We start from the raw sequence: 16,648 nt of genomic DNA on the forward strand, positions 1-16,648 counted from the left end.
AAAGGATATATCGTAGTATACCCTTCATCCGCTGTTATATTCTTATCTCACAAGTGATTATTCAGTTTTGCTTGTATCTACAATACGTCCTTCAACTTGTGGATTGATGCTGTCTTGAGCCATAAAGTACTCTTCAACTACAGAGTATATCGTTAATCCTGTGTTGAAAGAATCATTATCTTCAAACATTGCGTATCCATCTCCACCAACTGCAACAAAATCATTTGTAGCAAGCTTGTACGTTTTTGTTACATCAATATCTTCTCCGGCTACTTTTACATTTATTACACGTTCGCCAGCAGGTTTACTTGAATCATAAGTGAATGACATACCACTGATTTGTGGGAATTGTCCTTTTTGATCTTCAACCGCACTTACACCATGTTCTAAAGCAGCAACAAGCTCTTCACCTGTAACATCTAATACAGCTAATGTGTTAGGGAAAGGGAGAAGTGTATTTAAATCTAATTTAGTAATTTCTCCAGCTGATAGCTGAGTACGAATTCCGCCAGCGTTCATAATTGCAACATCAGCTTCATAACCAGCAATGGATTGTGTTTTTTCAACTAAAATATCAGTAATTAAGTTTCCGATATTTGTTTCACCAGCTCTTATCAAAGCTCGATCTCCATCTAAATCTACTTCTGAATTCGTAATCACTACATTCATGATTTCTTTGATATCTTCAGTAACTTTTGTAACCATTTGCGCAATTTCTGGATCTGCTTCAACTGTTGCATCATATTCTTTTAAACCGCCGCTAAAAGCAACAAGTTCATCATTGTAATAGTATAAATCAGCTCTACCTAAAGATTTTCCATATTCCCAATCTTGAACGATATATGTGCCATTTACAAGCTCAGGAGTTTCAATAGGTGTATGTGAATGTCCACCAATAATTAAGTCTATGCCGTCTACTGCTTCAGCAATTTCTCTATCTACTTCTAGACCCACGTGAGAGACTGCAATGACATGATCCACTTTTTCTTTTAATTGTGGCACCATTTCTTTTGCAACTTCTACAGGTGATTTAAATGTTAGTCCTTCTACATTATCTGGATGAGTGACAACTGGTGTATCTTCAGTTACAAAACCTATAAATGCAAATTTCTTTTCACCAATATCAGCATAGTGGACAGGATCTAGTAATTCAGATCCATCCTCAGTAAATACATTTGAAGAAATAACAGGGTATTCTAATTGTCCCGCTAAGTTTAATAGTTGTTCAAAACCAAAATCAAATTCATGATTTCCTGCTGCCATTGTTTCATAATCTAATTGATTCAAAATTGGAAGAATAGATTCACCTTCTGTTTGGTTAACAAAGATTGTACCTTGGAATGTATCTCCAGCATCAATTAAGAAGAAGTTTTCGCTTTCCGCTCTCCACTCATTAATAATTGTTGCCATTTTTGCATAACCAAATTCTTTGTTATAATCGTCTTCCTCAATGTGACCATGGACGTCATTTGTGTGGCCAATAGTGATTTGTGTCGTTGCTGCTTCACCTAAAGCATCAAAAAACACTTCACGAGTCACTGTATTGCCTTCTTCTAATTCAAGCTCTAATCCAGCAGAATTTCCGATAGCAATAAGTTCAGAACTACTTAATTTTTTGTTAGGGTTTTTTACATCTGTAACAATTCCTTCATCTAATGCCCATTTTAAAGATGCTGATGCCCAATGTTTGATTTTAGGATCCGCTTCTAAATCAGTAACCTCTTGAATTCTTGCAAATAAAGTCACTGCTTCTGCAAGTGATACTTTTTTGTTTAGCCCTATGTTTCCATCTTTATAACCTTGAATGATTTGTTTATCCTTCATCCAGTCCATATGAGGGATAGGTTGTAATGGCTCTGCATTAACACTTCCCATCATTAATGATAAAGATAAAGCACCTGTTACGGCTAAAGTTCCTACTTTTTTAAACATTTCCATTCTCCTTTTTAGTAGATTTATTTTGTATTACAATGGAAATTTGGTTCAAAAAATAACCCCTAAAAAAATCTATAAAAATTATGATTTTTATATTTCCCATGAATATTATAACTCTAAATGGAGAGAATAAAAACATCTAAAATATTGGAAAAATACGTAATGTAGCAAGGTGTGTAAACGCAACCAATCTCCTCTAAAAACGGAAATTAAGGGTAAATTTGACCACCCAAAATGATAGAAAATCGTTTATAAATTAATTTTTAAAAGTTAATTGACAAAAGTAAGTTAGTGATGTATTCTATCTCTATAAGAAATTTGATTAAAATATTAATGAAATTAAAAGGAGGTTGTATTGTTTAATATTATAAAATTTTTTTGTATAATTATCTTTAATTCGAGATAATTGAAAGGTTTGATTTTAGAATGAAAAGTGATCTAAATTTATCTTTAAAACTATTTATTGTTTTATCACGTGCGACTAGAACAATAAGTGATTTAGCGCATCAGGATATACAAAGTTATGGATTAAATCCAACTGAGTTTGCTGTACTTGATCTTTTGTATCACAAAGGTGAACAGCCCCTGCAAAAAATTGGGGAGAAAATATTAATTGCGAGTGGAAGTATAACTTATGTCGTTGATAAATTAGAAGAAAAAGGATATTTAAGTAGAAATCCAAATCCAAAAGATAGAAGAATTATTTATGCAATCATAAGTGAAAAAGGAAAGAAACTCTTTGATGAAATTTTTCCAAAACATGAAAATAAAATTGATGAAATCGTCAATGGTTTATCAGATGAGGAAAAAAAAGAAGCCATTTTTTTGCTAAAAAAATTAGGCATTTATGCAAAACACATAGAGTGAACTCGTTTAAGCTTTGCTTAAACATGGAGAAATCAGATGGAGACTCTACTCCACCTGATTTGAAGATCCCACCTATAGAGGTGGGCGTCTGTAACATGGAAGAAAGTTATACTTCCTTTTTATTAAACAAATATCTCGAATTCGAGATAAATTTTGAAAGGAGAAACATTTTATGAGAGAAAATAGAATTGGGATTGGATTATTAATGATTCGTTTGGTAGTTGGTCTTTTATTCATTGGTCATGGTTCACAAAAATTATTTGGTTTGTTTGGTGGTTATGGTTTACAAGGTACTGGAGGATTTTTTGAATCTATCGGATTATCGCCAGGAACTTCAATGGCATTTATTGCTGGAGCAGGTGAACTAATCGGTGGAATTCTTCTAGTATTAGGTCTTGTAACTCCTATTGCTTCTGCAATGATTTCAGTTATTATGTTAGGTGCCATCGTTAAAGTACATGCTCCAGCAGGAATATGGGCAGATCAAGGTGGTATGGAATATCCATTAGTTCTTATTGCTACAGTAATAGGTATAGCATTCATCGGTTCTGGAAAGTATTCTCTTGACCATCACTTTTTTAAAAAAACGAAGAAGGTGATATCTAATGATTAAAGTTTATCCTAAGGAATCTAGATTCTCACGAGATCATGGTTGGTTACAATCAAACTTTAGTTTTTCGTTTGCAGATTTTTATGATCCAGAAAACTTGCAATTTGGTTCATTACGAGTATTTAATGATGATTTCGTACGTCCGTCTCAAGGTTTTGGCAAACACCCTCATGAAGAAATGGAAATCGTTTCGATTGTCTTGGATGGGGAGTTGAAGCATGAAGACAGTGAAGGAAATTCAGCAGTCACTACTTTTGGTGGCATTCAAAGAATGAGTGCGGGAACAGGGATTTACCACTCTGAATTCAATCCTTCTACTACTAAAGAAGTAAACTTCTTTCAGTTATGGTTTTTGCCAAATAAAAAAGGTGTAACACCGGAATATGAAAAAACAACGTATGAGCCTTCAAAAATGAAAAATAACTTACTTCCAGTAGTTTCTAACCAAGCTTCAGAACATGTGGCTTACATTAATCAAGATGTAACAATTTACATGTCTGACTTGGAAACAGGCAAGGAATTAACACATACACAGGAATCTGGGAGAAAAGTGTTCCTTTTTGTCATTGAAGGGGACGTAACATTAAATAAGGATATTCATTTATCCAAACGAGATTCAGCTCGTTTGACAGATGAGACATCAGTTCTGATTCAAGCAAAATCAGATGCAAGGTTTTTGTTAATAGATTTAGTATAATTGAATAAAAATGATAAGGACAGCAGATGTTTGCTGTCCTCTAGAATTCACTCATCCTTTTTTTGAATAAGCATTATTAATTGTTGTATTTTCTTCCGTTAAGCATTAAATAAGAATAAGTTAATATTAAGCCAAAGATATACATAAAAAATGCAACAAAAGCAGGTGCTAGATGAACTATATCTACATATCCAATCATAAAATGTGTCCCAATAGCTAATGTAAATCCAGGTATACCTGCTAATAAAAGCATCATCCATAACCACCTTGCCCCCTCTTTAAAACCCCACAAGGAAATCATCAACAATAATGTGCCTTCAGTTAATAAAGCCCCACCAAAACCAGCTCGATCATGTGCAATTAAAGGAATGATATTTTCATTTACTTGATTTAATAAAGTAGGGGGTAAACATAAATATTGTAAATCTTCTTTGACGAATACAGATGTTATACCAATTATTGAAATTGAGATACCAGCAATAATAAAAGCAATACTTAAAGAGATAAATAGAAGTTGCCCCCAAAGGCTTTTTCTCCATGCTTGTGAGTTAGTCAGGTTTGAGCAAGCATCAATTTTGTTTATTTTATTTTTATCTTTAAGACCTAGTATGAAAAAAGAGAGTAAAATAACCCACAATAGAGCATGAAGCTTATCAAAGTATCCATAGCCAACAAAAAGAAAAAAACACAAAAATCCAATTACACCAGCTATTACAACTGCTTTCCTAGCCCAATGAACACCATTTTTGATTAAATAAAAGCTCAAACCTCCATATAAAATACTTGATGAGATCATTGTACCTGATAAAGTAATACGATCATGCGCCATAAAAAAAATGAGCCTTTTACTAAAAAAAAGTGTTAGCTGCTCTTTAGACATCCCTAAAAATTTTTCATCATAGGATAAAATAACCTGAGTTAAACCAAGATAAAGTGCAATGATTCCACCAATAAAAATACCTAGTGAAAATAAGAAGAATCCGATCCAGCTTACATTTTTATATAGATATACTTCTTTTTCTTTTTTACGATGATGGATAGGTTGAAAATCATGATTTTGATTTAGTTTATTATATATAATGGCTTCGTTGATTCTTTTAGGTAATCCTGGACCTGAAAAAACCAATCCGCTTTGAATTTGTAAAAAATCTGCTCCGGCTTCCAGATACTCCAGAGCATCAGATGGTTCATATATCCCGCCTGAAGCAAAGATTTTAAAATTAGGAGAAGTGTTTGTACGCAGAAACTTTACAAGCTCTATGTTGCTGTCCTTAATCTCTTTACCAACTTTATATTTTCCATCACTTGAATATATAGCCTCGTCAATGATGAAACCTAAATTACCTATTTGAATAACATTGTTTATTAAAAGTTGTAAGATGTGTTTGCTTATTTGTGGATCGACAGAAAAAAGTATTGGAGTCTTAGTTTGATTTAATAATTGTTTAAACTTAAAGTTATCATTTAAGGATGTATAGCACTCGTTCCGTAAGTTCTTCCTTAGATCTATTACGAAATATGCTGCAAATGAGGATAATGAATTTACTAAGGTTGACAACTCGTTGATTGCTTCGTCTATTGAAGCATCTTTAGAATGTGAAATACGGAAACCTAAAGGTGTTTTTAATGGTTTAAGCTTGTTTAAGCGAGAAAGTGTTTTTGTTAGTCCTATATTTTCATATATACAAGGGTATTCAATGGTTTCTGCTTTTTGATCGCGAGTCATCCCATCATTTGCTGTTTCTGAAAGTAAAGTAATGGGTCCTATTTCTAAATAACCAAAGCCTAAGTTGGATAATGCTTCAGTTCCAATTAATCCTGGATCAATTGTTCCACTAAGACCAATTGGGGATGAAAAGAATGTACCGAACAGATCCTTTTTTAATGAGATGGAAGGGCTCATGTGACCCATGAACTCGATGATCTTGCCACCTATTCCAAAAGGCATTGTGGCTAATCTATTCATTGATTTCAAAGTAAAGTTTCTAGATATTTCAGGTGAAAGCTTGAATAAAAGGGGTTTGAAAATAGTTTGATATGACCAATCGGGCACAATATTTCATCCTTTCCCTTTCATTTCTAAATGATATTGAGTTAATTTTAAATGTTATAGTTTTGTTTGGTTAGTTGAGATAAGGTCTCTCAGGTTTTGTTATTCATAGATAATTTGTTGCAAAGCTTTTTCTAAATTATCATGTTTAAAAGAAAACCCTTTGTTCAAAAATCGTTTAGGCATACATCTACGACCAGTTAGTGCAAGTTCTGGAGCTGTTTTCATAATAAAAAATGAACCAAATTTAACAATTAGAGCTGGAACGGTCGGAGTCCATCCTTTCCCTAATACTTTTCTTAAGGTTTTCATAAATTCTTTATTTGTGACAGGATTAGGTCCAGTCACATTATATACTCCAGAGTATTGATTGCTTTCAATAGCATTTAAGAACATCTCATTTAGATCATCAAGGTGAATCCAGCTTATATATTGTTTACCTGAGCCTATCGTTCCACCTAGGTTTAATTTCGTTAAGTTAATGAGAGGTTCTAATGCACCTCCATCTTTTCCTAGAGCGAATCCAATACGAAAACAAGCTTGACGAGTTTTTTCATGATTCATTTCAAAAAAAGTCTCTTCCCATTTTTCACAAACCTCAACTGAAAATCCAGTACCATGAGTCCCATTCTCATCACATTCATTTACCGTATCTCCATAAATAGCTAAAGAAGCTGCTTGTATAAATACATCGGGAGGATTACTACATTTTTTAATACTTTTATGCAATACTTTTACAGAGTTAATTCTAGAAGATAATATACTCTCTTTATTTTTTTTAGTATAAATACAGTCCACACTTTTCCCTGTGAAATTGATAATTGCGTAACTTCCTTCAATCTCTTTTTGCCAATCCCCTAGAGTTTGACTATCCCAATGAATATATCTAATATGATCTTTAGTTGATGAAGGCTGTCTAGTTAAAATAACAACTTCATAACCTTTCATAACTAGATAGTCAGCTAATGAAGTTCCTAAAAAACCAGAGCCACCAGGTAGTATTATTTTACGACTCATTGATCTCACCCCTTATGCTACTATTCTAGAAATTTTTCTCTATGTTCCTTACTTGGAATCAAACACTGTTCACTCTTGCCAAACCATCGATATCTATTTTTTGCAATAATATCATACACAACATCTCTTATTGATTTTGGTATAAGGATGAAAGCAAAAAGGATAGGCCATAATTTTTTTAATAGTAAACATAAACGAAGCGCTGCAGTTGATTTAGTATAGGCTTTGTTTCCTTGAATAAGGACAATTGTGCTTATTTCTTTTGTGTTTAAGTTATACTGCTTAAGAAACTTTTGACCAGCATTGGATTGCAATGAAGCGAATTTTATGTTCCCTCTTAAATCTCTTGGAAGAATAAATTGAACAACACCGTTACATAAATTGCAAACACCATCAAAAAGTAAAATAGATGTTTTATTCATTGTAATTAGCTCCTTACTGTTCTAAGTATAACTTGAACGTATTGATTTTGATTAGTTCTAAATTTTATAGTACTTTGCTAAAGTAAAAAACTAATGGAATAGATATTCAGAAAAATATGGTAAAATATTGTTAGTTGGATATCGCAGACCCTTACTCAAAATATCATAACAAAGAAGCTTATACCAACTCATTCCATCAAATGGGTAACTTTTTAAAAAGGGGAAATTAAAAATGACTATTGAATTAATAGCTATGTCTGCAGTTCATTATGAAAAATTTATCTCACATAGTATAGATCATTTTGCTAATGAAAAAGTTAAAGCGGGTACATGGTCTCAGGAGGAGGCACTGAATAAATCAAAAGAGACTTTTGAGCGTTTATTACCTCAAGGGTTAAATACAAATCTACACCATTTACTTTCTATCGTAAATGAAGAGAAAACGATAGGGTGGCTATGGTATTTTTTTGATGATTCAAAGTTACAAAAAGAAGCTTTTATATACGAATTTTACTTAGATGAAGAACATAGAGGGAAGGGCTACGGAAAAGACTCTCTCATAGCATTGGAAAAGATGTCAAAAGAAAAAGGAATTGAAAAGATATCTCTCCATGTTTTTGCTCACAACGAACGTGCGATTAACCTATATAAAAAAATGAATTATGAACCTACGGATATTAGCATGTCTAAAAAAATTTAGTAACATTATTATTTCGTAAATTTTTCTTCTTTATAAACGATTACTGTTTAAAACGATTACATTAAAAGCTGACAACTATTAAGAAAAAGGGAGAGGAATCGTTACAATTTAAGGGGAGAATTTTACATACCCAATTACTATTCAAGTTGATGGAAAAATACGGTATCAAGTTTCTTAATTCTAATATTCAGAACTATAAGCTTTTGGATGACTTTGGTTGCGAGTCTATAGTCCCTTTCTTTTCACTTTTTTAACGGCTTCCTTGCTGCTTTTTACACCTAGCTTTTTTAAAATTTTATTGACTTGGTTCTTTAATGTACTTTCTGATTTATATAATTTTTTTCCGATTTCCGTTTGTGTCATGCCTTTTTCGATATGCTCGAATACTTCTTTTTCGGCAGGTGTTAGTTTTTGAAGCTGTTCTTCTCTTTTTAAACGATGGAATTCTTCTTTGAAAACATCCATCGGATGTGAATGAGAAAAGGCAAGGCGTATGACATGTGGGAGTTGTTCAAAATTGGGTTTAGCTACATAATTAATTGCTCCTGCTGTAAATGCTTTTTTTATAATTTCCTCATCATTTAAAGAGGTGAGCATGATGATTTTAGCTTCGGGATTTGACTCAGAGATCTCAACAGCTGTATAAATTCCATCTAGTTGATTTTCAGTTAAGTTAATATCTAATAAAACAACATCAAATTTTGTATTAGATACGAGTTCTAAAGCTTCTTCGTGAGTTGTGGTTTTACCAATCACTTGAAAATCATTTTCTTGATTTAAAAACTCGCTAATCATATGCAGCCAATCTAAATCGTCTTCAACTAACAATATTTTAATTTTATTCATAGACAAACTCCATTCTCATTCTCAAACTATCATATAATTTGGAAACAACAACTTAACTTCAGTTCCCTTATTTTCTTCACTATACAGTTCAATTGAACCACCACATTGCTGCATGACATTATAACAGTAGGATAAACCTAACCCATAATTCTGCGTTTTATTTTTTGTCGTGAAGAACGGATCTAATACATATTTTAAATTTTCGCTAGAAATACCTTTTCCGTTATCCTTTATGGATACAACGATGTGTTTTCGAGTTTTGTAGGTGTCCACAGATAATGATCCTCCTATAGGCATGGATTCTATGGCATTTTTCAAGATATTGTTAAATACTTCTTGGATATGTATCCGATCACAAAATAGATTACTGCTTTCAATGAATACTAAATTGACTTCGATCTCTTTTTCATCTAAATCTGACTTTAAGTTCTCTAAGCACTCTACGATTAATTCTTCAAGATTATTTGTTGTTTCTATAAATTTTATGTCCTTCATCTGATCTTGGATGCGGTCAACCATTTCCTGCATATGATTTGATGCTTTATTAATAATTTTAAAATAAGTATCTACATCTTGATTGGTTTCTTCTAATGATTTTTTTAAGTTTTTTGTAGTTAAAGTAATTTTTCCAATTTCATTTTTTAAAGTATGATTTAAGATAGCTGTACCGGAACTTACTGATTTTATCATTGTATTTAAGTGATCTTTTTCAATGTTCACTTTCATACCTAACACCCCATAACGGAAGCTGAAAAAAAGAGCAGTGACTAATGAAAATATTATAAAAACACTAACGTAAGGGAAAAAATTGAAATTAGGATTATACACTCTCATGATGTTTATAAAGAAAAGAATAGACAATATTGTAGGTACTATGATGATAAAAGTGATAAGTTTATTTTTCCTCTTTAATAGATGTTTTTCAGTTATAAATGTGTACGCTAATAAAAAACATGAGAAGAGATAATAAGGTGCAACCCAGTAAAGTAAAATTAAATGATTTAATTTCAACATAGGGAAGTATGAAGCCGTAAAAAACATGAATGCAATAGGAAGTAAAAGAACAACTTTTAAAAAAGAACGCCATTTTTTATTAAAAACTTCAGAGTAAACAATTGCAAAAACAAGTACTCCATAAGGTGTTAAAGTTTGATTGGTAAAATCTAATATAGATTGAAGTTTAGTTAAGAAATCATATAGATTTAAAAAATTATCTTTTGAGAGTGAGGGCAAGACCAAGGATCTTATCGTGTCTGCTAGGCCGCCTAAGCTGGCAAATAACAAAAAGACTGATGCCCAACGATTGGACTCATTTTTGGGATTGATGATGACTAAAAATATAGCAATGATAAATAATATAATAAAATAAAAAAACATTTAAATCACCTTTGGTTCATAAGTAATATTCTTTGAATATCATAACATGATTTAGGTAAAAAAAAGAAAAGATCGGGTATACCCGATCCAAATTTACAATGAATAATCTAAATTTCGTTTTGTTTTTTTCATGAGCATATTTACATATAAAAATAAAGGAAATCCAATAGCACTAATTAAAGCTAAGATACCAAACACAATTTCTGGTGCCCCATAACCAAATGCACCTAATAATACTCCACCTATAAAAGGTCCTACAGAGCCACCAAGCGAGGTGAATCCCATCGCTCCAAAATAAGTTCCCTTCATTGAAGGATCAGCAATCTGATCAACAAACAGGTCATACATCGTAAACATCATGACTTCACCTATAGTAAAGATGATCATTGATAATCCGATCAAAAAGATAGACTCAAATAATCCTACTCCGAATAATCCGATAGAAGTTGTAAGAGTACCTAACATGATTGATATAATTGGCGAGAACTTTTTACCTATACGAGTCACAGGATATTGGACAACGAGTACCGTAATCGCATTTAAAATTATGAGAGAAGTATATAAGGCAACTCCATTTTCAAAGTAAGTAACATTTTCAAAAAATTGTGGCATTGTGGAACCAAATTGAGAATAACCTATAACTCCAAATATAAAGGCAATAACTGCTACTAGAAAAACTAAGTCTTGTCGCAATGCGCTCAAAGCTTTCATCATTGTTACTTTTTCTTTTACTTCTATTTTTTTATTTGAATCTCTATGTTTTGGTAAAATATATAATAGGGAAATTGCATACAACAAATATACGATTGCAGTGATTACAAAGGTTATGGTAGATTTAGAGCTTCCTATTAAGAATCCCACTAGTGGTCCGAACGCTGCACCAACGTTAATTGCAGCATATCTTAAATTAAATACAAGTAGTTTATTTTTCTGTTTTGTAACATCAGACAATAATGCCCTTGAGGATGGTTCGAAAAAGGAACTGCATAATCCGTTAAGTGCGTTTAATATAAAAAACATAAATACATGAGTGGCTAAAGCAAAACCTAAAAAAACAAAGGCCCATACAAAAATTGAGATGAGCATTACATTTTCTCGTCCGTATCGATCCGATAAATTTCCGCCTATGAAACTACCAAATATTCTTACAAGTGCGCTTACTCCTAAGATAACCCCTATCATTTCAGGGCTAATTCCATGAACCTTAGATAAATAAATAGCCAGAAAAGGCATGGTCATAAAGGTAGCTGCACGAGTAAAAAGAGTTCCAAATATAATACTTTTACTTACTGGGTTAATCGATCTAAATCTTTCTATCATGTAGTCGCCTTCTTCCGTGTTTTAGATATTGAGAAATTATACATGAATCCGATCATTTAATCAAACAAATGTTCTTATAAATTAGTTAGTTAGGTTCTTAGTTATATTTTTTTACAACATTTGTTTCATTTAATGAAACTTAGTTTCATTAAATGGGTTTTTTATATTATACTGAATGTTAACAAATAAAACCACACTTTTTTAATGTAGTTTTTATTTTTTGATAATTTCTCTATTACAATGCTTATATTAAAATTTTATCTAATGTATGCAGTTATAACATCGGCTTTAATAAGAGTTGAAGATGGGGAATGGATTAAATATACTAGGTTTTAAACTGCAATCTTCTGTTTGAGCTTTATCCCGTTATATTATTTGTAAAATAAAACCGCAACATTTTTTAACCTTTTTTGTATAAGGTTTACTTATAATTTTTATATGGAGGATTAATAGATGAACTTTAAATTATTGCAATCTATCATATTAATATGTCTAATTCTTATTGTATTCTCAATGTTTCCATCACAAAATTATGGTTGTTCTGTAGTTTCAAAAAGTATTGAATACTTCTATAACAATGAGGATATAGAAGGAATCATTTATGGTGACGCGATAAGTGTAAAGAATGGTAGACAAGCTAATATACAAGTGATTTCATACATAAGTCCGCAAAGATTAGCTGAAGAAATATCATTACCTAAAACAAATAGAACGCCTATGCCTAGAAATACTAGTTGTGAAGGTGTTGATTTATCAGACAAGTTTGATGAAGGTAAAAAATATATCGTGTTTTTATCGTCTGTATCTCCTAATATTGAATTATTAGCTCCAGATGGGTATACTGCTTTTGAAGTTAGTGATGGTTACCTTTTAGATTCAATACGTGATATTCCACTAGAACCAATTGACTTGGTCTTAAGTTCTTTTTCTGAACAATTAAATCTTCCACTAAGAGATTTTGAAAAAGATATTAACAGCGTAACACTTTTCATTGTCTTTTTGGGTTTAATTTTATTAGGATATATGGGTTTTAAGTGGATTTCAAAAACAAGAAGGAGAGGCAATCACAAATTTCCAAAATCAAACTTTCTCAATTTTAAATAATTATTTGGCTTTGTGCATCTTCGATGTTTAAAAAGTTAATCCCCTCTTTACATTCAAAACCGTTTCATTTAAAATGTTCATAATATAATTTTAACATCATAATCAGTGATTGGGAGAGTACTCATGTTTGAGAGTCAAAGCGAGCCGAGCTGGGTGGAAGTCGGTACGGAGAACATGAAGAAGCGGACCCATGAGATGATCTTTTGAACATAAAAGTAGGAAGATCCGGTAACTCCGATATCGTTTTGAGCGGCATTAACTATAAACAATGCACATTGAGTGGTACCACGGGAAAATACATAACTCTCGTCTCTATAATTGAGGCGGGAGTTTTTCAATTCATGGATGAATTGATGTCGACGTTGGCCACATGGACGTGGTTGGTGTTAGTCGAGGAACCTTAATTGGACGAACTGCCAAAACAGGATGTTTTGGTGCATCGTTGTCCACAAGGAAGTGGACGATTTTAGATGTAAACATTAATACGTTCACCACAAGGATGTGGTGAGAACTTAGCCAGCGAATCTATGGAAAATGAATTGTAATATCAAAATCAAGGAGTGAGAAAGATGCTAAAACAGACCATTGCTAACATATTAAAGGATGTTATACTACTAAGCTCAGAAGAAATTGAACAATTGCTTGAAGTTCCACCAAATGCAGAACTAGGAGATATTGCTTTCCCTTGTTTTATACTAGCTAAAAAGTACAAAAAAAATCCATCAATTATAGCTGCAGAATTGGTAGAACAATTAAAAAATGATCTAAAACTTGATAATATCAACATACAAGCTCATGGATCTTACATCAACTTTTTCTTTGAAACCAAAGTTTGGTCAGAAAAATTATTAAATTCTATTTTACAAGAAGATTTTACAAAGTTGGATATTGGCAACAATGAACGTATTATCATTGACATGTCTTCACCTAACATTGCCAAACCTTTTGGTATTGGACACCTTCGTTCCACCATGATTGGAAATGCTTTGTATCACATATATAAAGTTGCGGGGTATGATGCTGTTAGAGTGAATCATTTAGGGGACTGGGGAACCCAATTCGGTAAACAAATCACCGCATATAAACGTTGGGGAGATCCTCAAAAAATGAAAGAAAATGCGATGCATGAATGCCTTCAGTTATACGTGAAATTCCATGAGGAAGCAGAGCAGGACCCTGAACTTGAAAAAGAAGCACGTTTATGGTTTAAGAAGCTGGAAAATGGTGATGAGGAAGCAACAAAACTTTGGAATTATTTTATTGAATTAAGTCTTAAAGAGTTTAAAATGATGTATGAAAAACTAGGTGTAGACTTTGACCATTATTTAGGAGAAAGTTTTTATAACGATAAAATGGAACCTGTTGTAATAGAGCTTAAAGAAAAAGGTCTACTTGAAGAAAGTGAAGGGGCCATGGTTGTTCGTTTAGAGGAATTAGATATGCCTCCATGTTTAATATTAAAATCAGATGGTACAACGATATATCCTACAAGAGATTTGGCTACAGCCATTTATCGCCATGAACAAATGAAAGGAAGTAAAATCTTATATGTAGTTGGAGCAGAGCAGCAATTACATTTTAAGCAAGTTTTTGCAGTGCTTGATAAAATGGGTAAAGGTTGGTCCAGTGATTGTGAGCATATTCCTTTTGGTTTAATGAAATTTGAAGGCAAAAAGATGTCTACACGTCGCGGTAAGGTTATCTTTTTAGAAAAAGTGTTAGAAGAAGCAGTTACAAAAGCCAAAGAGATTATTAATCAAAAAAATCCTAATTTGTTTAACAAGGATGAAGTTGCTGAGGCCATAGGAATTGGATCAGTTATATTTAATGATTTGAAAAATAATCGCGTACAGGAAGTGGACTTTTCACTTGAAGATGCTTTAAACTTTGAAGGGGAGACAGGACCTTATGTTCAATATACTTATGCTCGTACTCAAAGTTTACTTGAAAAAGGGGATTGGGATGAGACTTGGAAAAGTACCCATTCATCCATAGTTAATGGGGATTATTTAAAAGATCAATCTTCATGGAATTTGACAAAAGAGCTTATGAATTTCCCAAATATAATTAAACTGACATTAAATAAAAATGAACCTTCTGTTGTTGCTCGTTACGCTCTAGAAGTTGCCAAAAAATTTAATCGCTATTATAATCAAGTGCGTATAAATGTGGAAGATACAGAAGAAAAGAAGTCTAAATTAGTGCTTACGTTTGCCACAGGGAAAATCTTAAAACAAGCCTTACAATGTTTAGGTCTTCAATCACCGTCAAAAATATAGATAATGAAGAAATCGATGAAATTAACTCGAACAATACAGCAAAAAACTAAAAGGAGTAGAACAATGGCTGAAAAAAAGTTAGTATATTTTTTATGTACAGGCAATTCATGTAGATCTCAGATGGCAGATGGGTTTTTAAAAGCACTTGGAAGTGAAAAGTATCAGGTGAAAAGTGCTGGTTTGGAAGCACACGGTTTAAATCCACGTGCTGTCCAAGTAATGAAAGATGCAGGCGTTGACATTAGCAGCAATAGTTCTGATGTCATTGATCCTGAAATATTAAATAGAGCAGATTATGTCATCACATTGTGTGGACATGCTGATGAACATTGCCCTGTCATTTCAAATAAAAATGTGATCAAATGGCACTGGGGATTTGATGATCCAGCTAAAGCAACCGGAACAGAAGAAGAAATAATGGATCAATTTAAAGAAGTAAGAGATGCGATTAAAAATAGAATTGCATCATTTGTGGAAACAGGCAATTAAAAAATAAGGAAAATGAGGTATATAAAATAGAGGAAAAGATGTGAATCCTGATCCATATTAGGTACGTCCTCCTCTATTTTTTTATGTTTTAGAATGTAGTGAAAATCTTTATAATTCTGTTAAAATGAAAGGTCCATTTTTTGTTATTGCTAAGGTATGTTCATATTGTGTGGATAAGGAGCCGTCTGTTGTTCGGGCCGTCCATCCATCATCATCTAATTTACAATATGGCGCTCCTATATTTAACATTGGTTCAATGGTTATAACCATACCTTCCTCTAAATAGGCCCCCTGGTCTGCTGGACCATAGTGTGGAATAAATGGATCTTCATGCATCTTTTTACCGATTCCATGCCCCGCAAACTCTTTCACTACACTATAGTTTTTTGATTCTGAGAATGTTTGAATAGCATGAGATATGTCTCCAACACGATTTCCAACTTGAGCTTGTTCAATACCTACATTAAGTGCCTCTAATGTTGTATCTAACAATTTTTGTGCATCTTCTGAAATTTTTCCTACTGAATAACTCCACGCTGAATCAGCTAACCAACCATTTAAATTCACAACAAAATCAATCGTTACAATATCTCCTTCTTGAAGAGGTATTTCATTAGGGAATCCATGACAGATGACGTCATTTACTGAACCACAAGTAGCATATGGATAACCTTGAAAACCTTTTTGTTCTGGTGTAGCTCCGTGATCATGCAAATATTTTTCAACAAAAGCATCTATTTCTAAAGTTGAGATACCAGGTTTAATTAATTTACTAACTTGTTGATGGCACTCCGCTAATAAGATACCTGACTCTCTCATCAACAATATTTCATTTTTGTTCTTTAATCGAATCATCTTCAAAACTCCTTATTAAATTTTGATTTTTGAGACATGAAGTTTGATTATATTATGAAAGGTATCAATGAGATGTTCCT

16 protein-coding genes and 1 other annotated feature are annotated in these 16,648 nt (G+C 32.5%); of the genes, 8 read left to right on the top strand and 8 right to left on the bottom strand.

Annotation, left to right across the window (positions count from 1 at the left end; all coding sequences use genetic code 11):
- Positions 1 to 57: 57 nt before the first annotated feature.
- Positions 58 to 1,938: a bifunctional metallophosphatase/5'-nucleotidase gene (locus VQL36_RS06580; RefSeq protein ID WP_413789485.1), complete on the bottom strand. Its 1,881-nt coding sequence runs from the start codon at positions 1,936 to 1,938 to the stop codon at positions 58 to 60.
- Positions 1,939 to 2,361: 423 nt separating this feature from the next.
- On the opposite strand from VQL36_RS06580, the gene VQL36_RS06585 reads away from it, so the two are divergent.
- The 3 genes from VQL36_RS06585 (at position 2,362) to VQL36_RS06595 (ending at position 4,109) form a co-directional block, all read left to right on the top strand.
- Positions 2,362 to 2,802: a MarR family transcriptional regulator gene (locus tag VQL36_RS06585; RefSeq protein WP_349248539.1), complete on the top strand. Its 441-nt coding sequence runs from the start codon at positions 2,362 to 2,364 to the stop codon at positions 2,800 to 2,802.
- Positions 2,803 to 2,974: 172 nt separating this feature from the next.
- The gene (locus VQL36_RS06590; RefSeq protein ID WP_349248540.1) at positions 2,975 to 3,415 is read left to right on the top strand and encodes a DoxX family protein; all 441 of its coding nucleotides are present in this window, start codon (positions 2,975 to 2,977) and stop codon (positions 3,413 to 3,415) included.
- A complete protein-coding gene (locus tag VQL36_RS06595; protein ID WP_349248541.1) occupies positions 3,408 to 4,109 on the top strand; it encodes a pirin family protein in 702 nt (233 codons plus the stop codon). The genes VQL36_RS06590 and VQL36_RS06595 overlap by 8 nt, the downstream gene beginning before the upstream one ends.
- A 76-nt stretch (positions 4,110 to 4,185) precedes the next feature.
- Here the strand turns inward: VQL36_RS06595 and VQL36_RS06600 are convergent, their stop codons facing one another.
- From VQL36_RS06600 to VQL36_RS06610, 3 genes are all read right to left on the bottom strand, one after another.
- Positions 4,186 to 6,162, bottom strand: a complete 1,977-nt coding sequence (locus tag VQL36_RS06600) for a dihydroorotate dehydrogenase (protein ID WP_349248542.1) — start codon at positions 6,160 to 6,162, stop codon at positions 4,186 to 4,188.
- Positions 6,163 to 6,261: 99 nt separating this feature from the next.
- Positions 6,262 to 7,176, bottom strand: a complete 915-nt coding sequence (locus VQL36_RS06605) for a TIGR01777 family oxidoreductase (protein ID WP_349248543.1) — start codon at positions 7,174 to 7,176, stop codon at positions 6,262 to 6,264.
- Between the two features lie 20 nt (positions 7,177 to 7,196).
- Complete coding sequence (locus VQL36_RS06610; RefSeq protein WP_349248544.1) at positions 7,197 to 7,598, bottom strand: thiol-disulfide oxidoreductase DCC family protein; 402 nt, start codon at positions 7,596 to 7,598, stop codon at positions 7,197 to 7,199.
- A gap of 232 nt (positions 7,599 to 7,830) precedes the next feature.
- Between VQL36_RS06610 and VQL36_RS06615 the strand changes: the two genes are divergently transcribed.
- On the top strand, positions 7,831 to 8,298 hold the full coding sequence (locus tag VQL36_RS06615; protein WP_349248545.1) for a GNAT family N-acetyltransferase: 468 nt from the start codon (positions 7,831 to 7,833) through the stop codon (positions 8,296 to 8,298).
- Positions 8,299 to 8,523: 225 nt separating this feature from the next.
- Here the strand turns inward: VQL36_RS06615 and VQL36_RS06620 are convergent, their stop codons facing one another.
- From VQL36_RS06620 to VQL36_RS06630, 3 genes are all read right to left on the bottom strand, one after another.
- Positions 8,524 to 9,144 (bottom strand): response regulator transcription factor, encoded by a 621-nt coding sequence (locus VQL36_RS06620; protein WP_349248546.1) that lies wholly within the window; start codon positions 9,142 to 9,144, stop codon positions 8,524 to 8,526.
- A 21-nt stretch (positions 9,145 to 9,165) separates the two neighbouring features.
- Positions 9,166 to 10,521: an ATP-binding protein gene (locus VQL36_RS06625; RefSeq protein WP_349248547.1), complete on the bottom strand. Its 1,356-nt coding sequence runs from the start codon at positions 10,519 to 10,521 to the stop codon at positions 9,166 to 9,168.
- Between the two features lie 93 nt (positions 10,522 to 10,614).
- Complete coding sequence (locus tag VQL36_RS06630; protein ID WP_349248548.1) at positions 10,615 to 11,841, bottom strand: MFS transporter; 1,227 nt, start codon at positions 11,839 to 11,841, stop codon at positions 10,615 to 10,617.
- 453 nt (positions 11,842 to 12,294) lie between these two features.
- On the opposite strand from VQL36_RS06630, the gene VQL36_RS06635 reads away from it, so the two are divergent.
- The 4 genes from VQL36_RS06635 to arsC all read left to right on the top strand — a co-directional run bounded on the left by VQL36_RS06635 (position 12,295) and on the right by arsC (position 15,713).
- The gene (locus VQL36_RS06635) at positions 12,295 to 12,945 is read left to right on the top strand and encodes a hypothetical protein (protein ID WP_349248549.1); all 651 of its coding nucleotides are present in this window, start codon (positions 12,295 to 12,297) and stop codon (positions 12,943 to 12,945) included.
- A 96-nt stretch (positions 12,946 to 13,041) separates the two neighbouring features.
- Positions 13,042 to 13,262 (top strand) — a binding site (T-box leader).
- A gap of 53 nt (positions 13,263 to 13,315) precedes the next feature.
- Complete coding sequence (locus VQL36_RS06640; RefSeq protein WP_349248550.1) at positions 13,316 to 13,453, top strand: hypothetical protein; 138 nt, start codon at positions 13,316 to 13,318, stop codon at positions 13,451 to 13,453.
- Positions 13,454 to 13,514: 61 nt separating this feature from the next.
- Positions 13,515 to 15,224, top strand: a complete 1,710-nt coding sequence (gene argS / locus VQL36_RS06645) for an arginine--tRNA ligase (RefSeq protein WP_349248551.1) — start codon at positions 13,515 to 13,517, stop codon at positions 15,222 to 15,224.
- 63 nt (positions 15,225 to 15,287) lie between these two features.
- A complete protein-coding gene (gene arsC, locus VQL36_RS06650) occupies positions 15,288 to 15,713 on the top strand; it encodes an arsenate reductase (thioredoxin) (protein WP_349248552.1) in 426 nt (141 codons plus the stop codon).
- 108 nt (positions 15,714 to 15,821) lie between these two features.
- Here arsC and map read toward each other — a convergent pair whose 3' ends face one another.
- Positions 15,822 to 16,568 carry a type I methionyl aminopeptidase gene (map, locus tag VQL36_RS06655; RefSeq protein WP_349248553.1) on the bottom strand — a complete coding sequence of 249 codons (747 nt, stop codon included), beginning with the start codon at positions 16,566 to 16,568 and terminating at the stop codon, positions 15,822 to 15,824.
- Between the last annotated feature and the right edge of the window lie 80 nt (positions 16,569 to 16,648).

This window comes from Chengkuizengella sp. SCS-71B, assembly GCF_040100845.1.
GTDB lineage: Bacteria > Bacillota > Bacilli > Paenibacillales > KCTC-33759 > Chengkuizengella.

What these genes read in the sequence shown, in the direction of transcription:
- VQL36_RS06580 (WP_413789485.1), bottom strand. Translation starts at nt 1,938, where the DNA reads ATGGAAATGTTTAAAAAAGTAGGAACTTTAGCCGTAACAGGTGCTTTA.
- VQL36_RS06585 (WP_349248539.1), top strand. Translation starts at nt 2,362, where the DNA reads ATGAAAAGTGATCTAAATTTATCTTTAAAACTATTTATTGTTTTATCA.
- VQL36_RS06590 (WP_349248540.1), top strand. Translation starts at nt 2,975, where the DNA reads ATGAGAGAAAATAGAATTGGGATTGGATTATTAATGATTCGTTTGGTA.
- VQL36_RS06595 (WP_349248541.1), top strand. Translation starts at nt 3,408, where the DNA reads ATGATTAAAGTTTATCCTAAGGAATCTAGATTCTCACGAGATCATGGT.
- VQL36_RS06605 (WP_349248543.1), bottom strand. Translation starts at nt 7,176, where the DNA reads ATGAGTCGTAAAATAATACTACCTGGTGGCTCTGGTTTTTTAGGAACT.
- VQL36_RS06610 (WP_349248544.1), bottom strand. Translation starts at nt 7,598, where the DNA reads ATGAATAAAACATCTATTTTACTTTTTGATGGTGTTTGCAATTTATGT.
- VQL36_RS06615 (WP_349248545.1), top strand. Translation starts at nt 7,831, where the DNA reads ATGACTATTGAATTAATAGCTATGTCTGCAGTTCATTATGAAAAATTT.
- VQL36_RS06620 (WP_349248546.1), bottom strand. Translation starts at nt 9,144, where the DNA reads ATGAATAAAATTAAAATATTGTTAGTTGAAGACGATTTAGATTGGCTG.
- VQL36_RS06625 (WP_349248547.1), bottom strand. Translation starts at nt 10,521, where the DNA reads ATGTTTTTTTATTTTATTATATTATTTATCATTGCTATATTTTTAGTC.
- VQL36_RS06630 (WP_349248548.1), bottom strand. Translation starts at nt 11,841, where the DNA reads ATGATAGAAAGATTTAGATCGATTAACCCAGTAAGTAAAAGTATTATA.
- VQL36_RS06635 (WP_349248549.1), top strand. Translation starts at nt 12,295, where the DNA reads ATGAACTTTAAATTATTGCAATCTATCATATTAATATGTCTAATTCTT.
- VQL36_RS06640 (WP_349248550.1), top strand. Translation starts at nt 13,316, where the DNA reads ATGGACGTGGTTGGTGTTAGTCGAGGAACCTTAATTGGACGAACTGCC.
- argS (WP_349248551.1), top strand. Translation starts at nt 13,515, where the DNA reads ATGCTAAAACAGACCATTGCTAACATATTAAAGGATGTTATACTACTA.
- arsC (WP_349248552.1), top strand. Translation starts at nt 15,288, where the DNA reads ATGGCTGAAAAAAAGTTAGTATATTTTTTATGTACAGGCAATTCATGT.
- map (WP_349248553.1), bottom strand. Translation starts at nt 16,568, where the DNA reads ATGATTCGATTAAAGAACAAAAATGAAATATTGTTGATGAGAGAGTCA.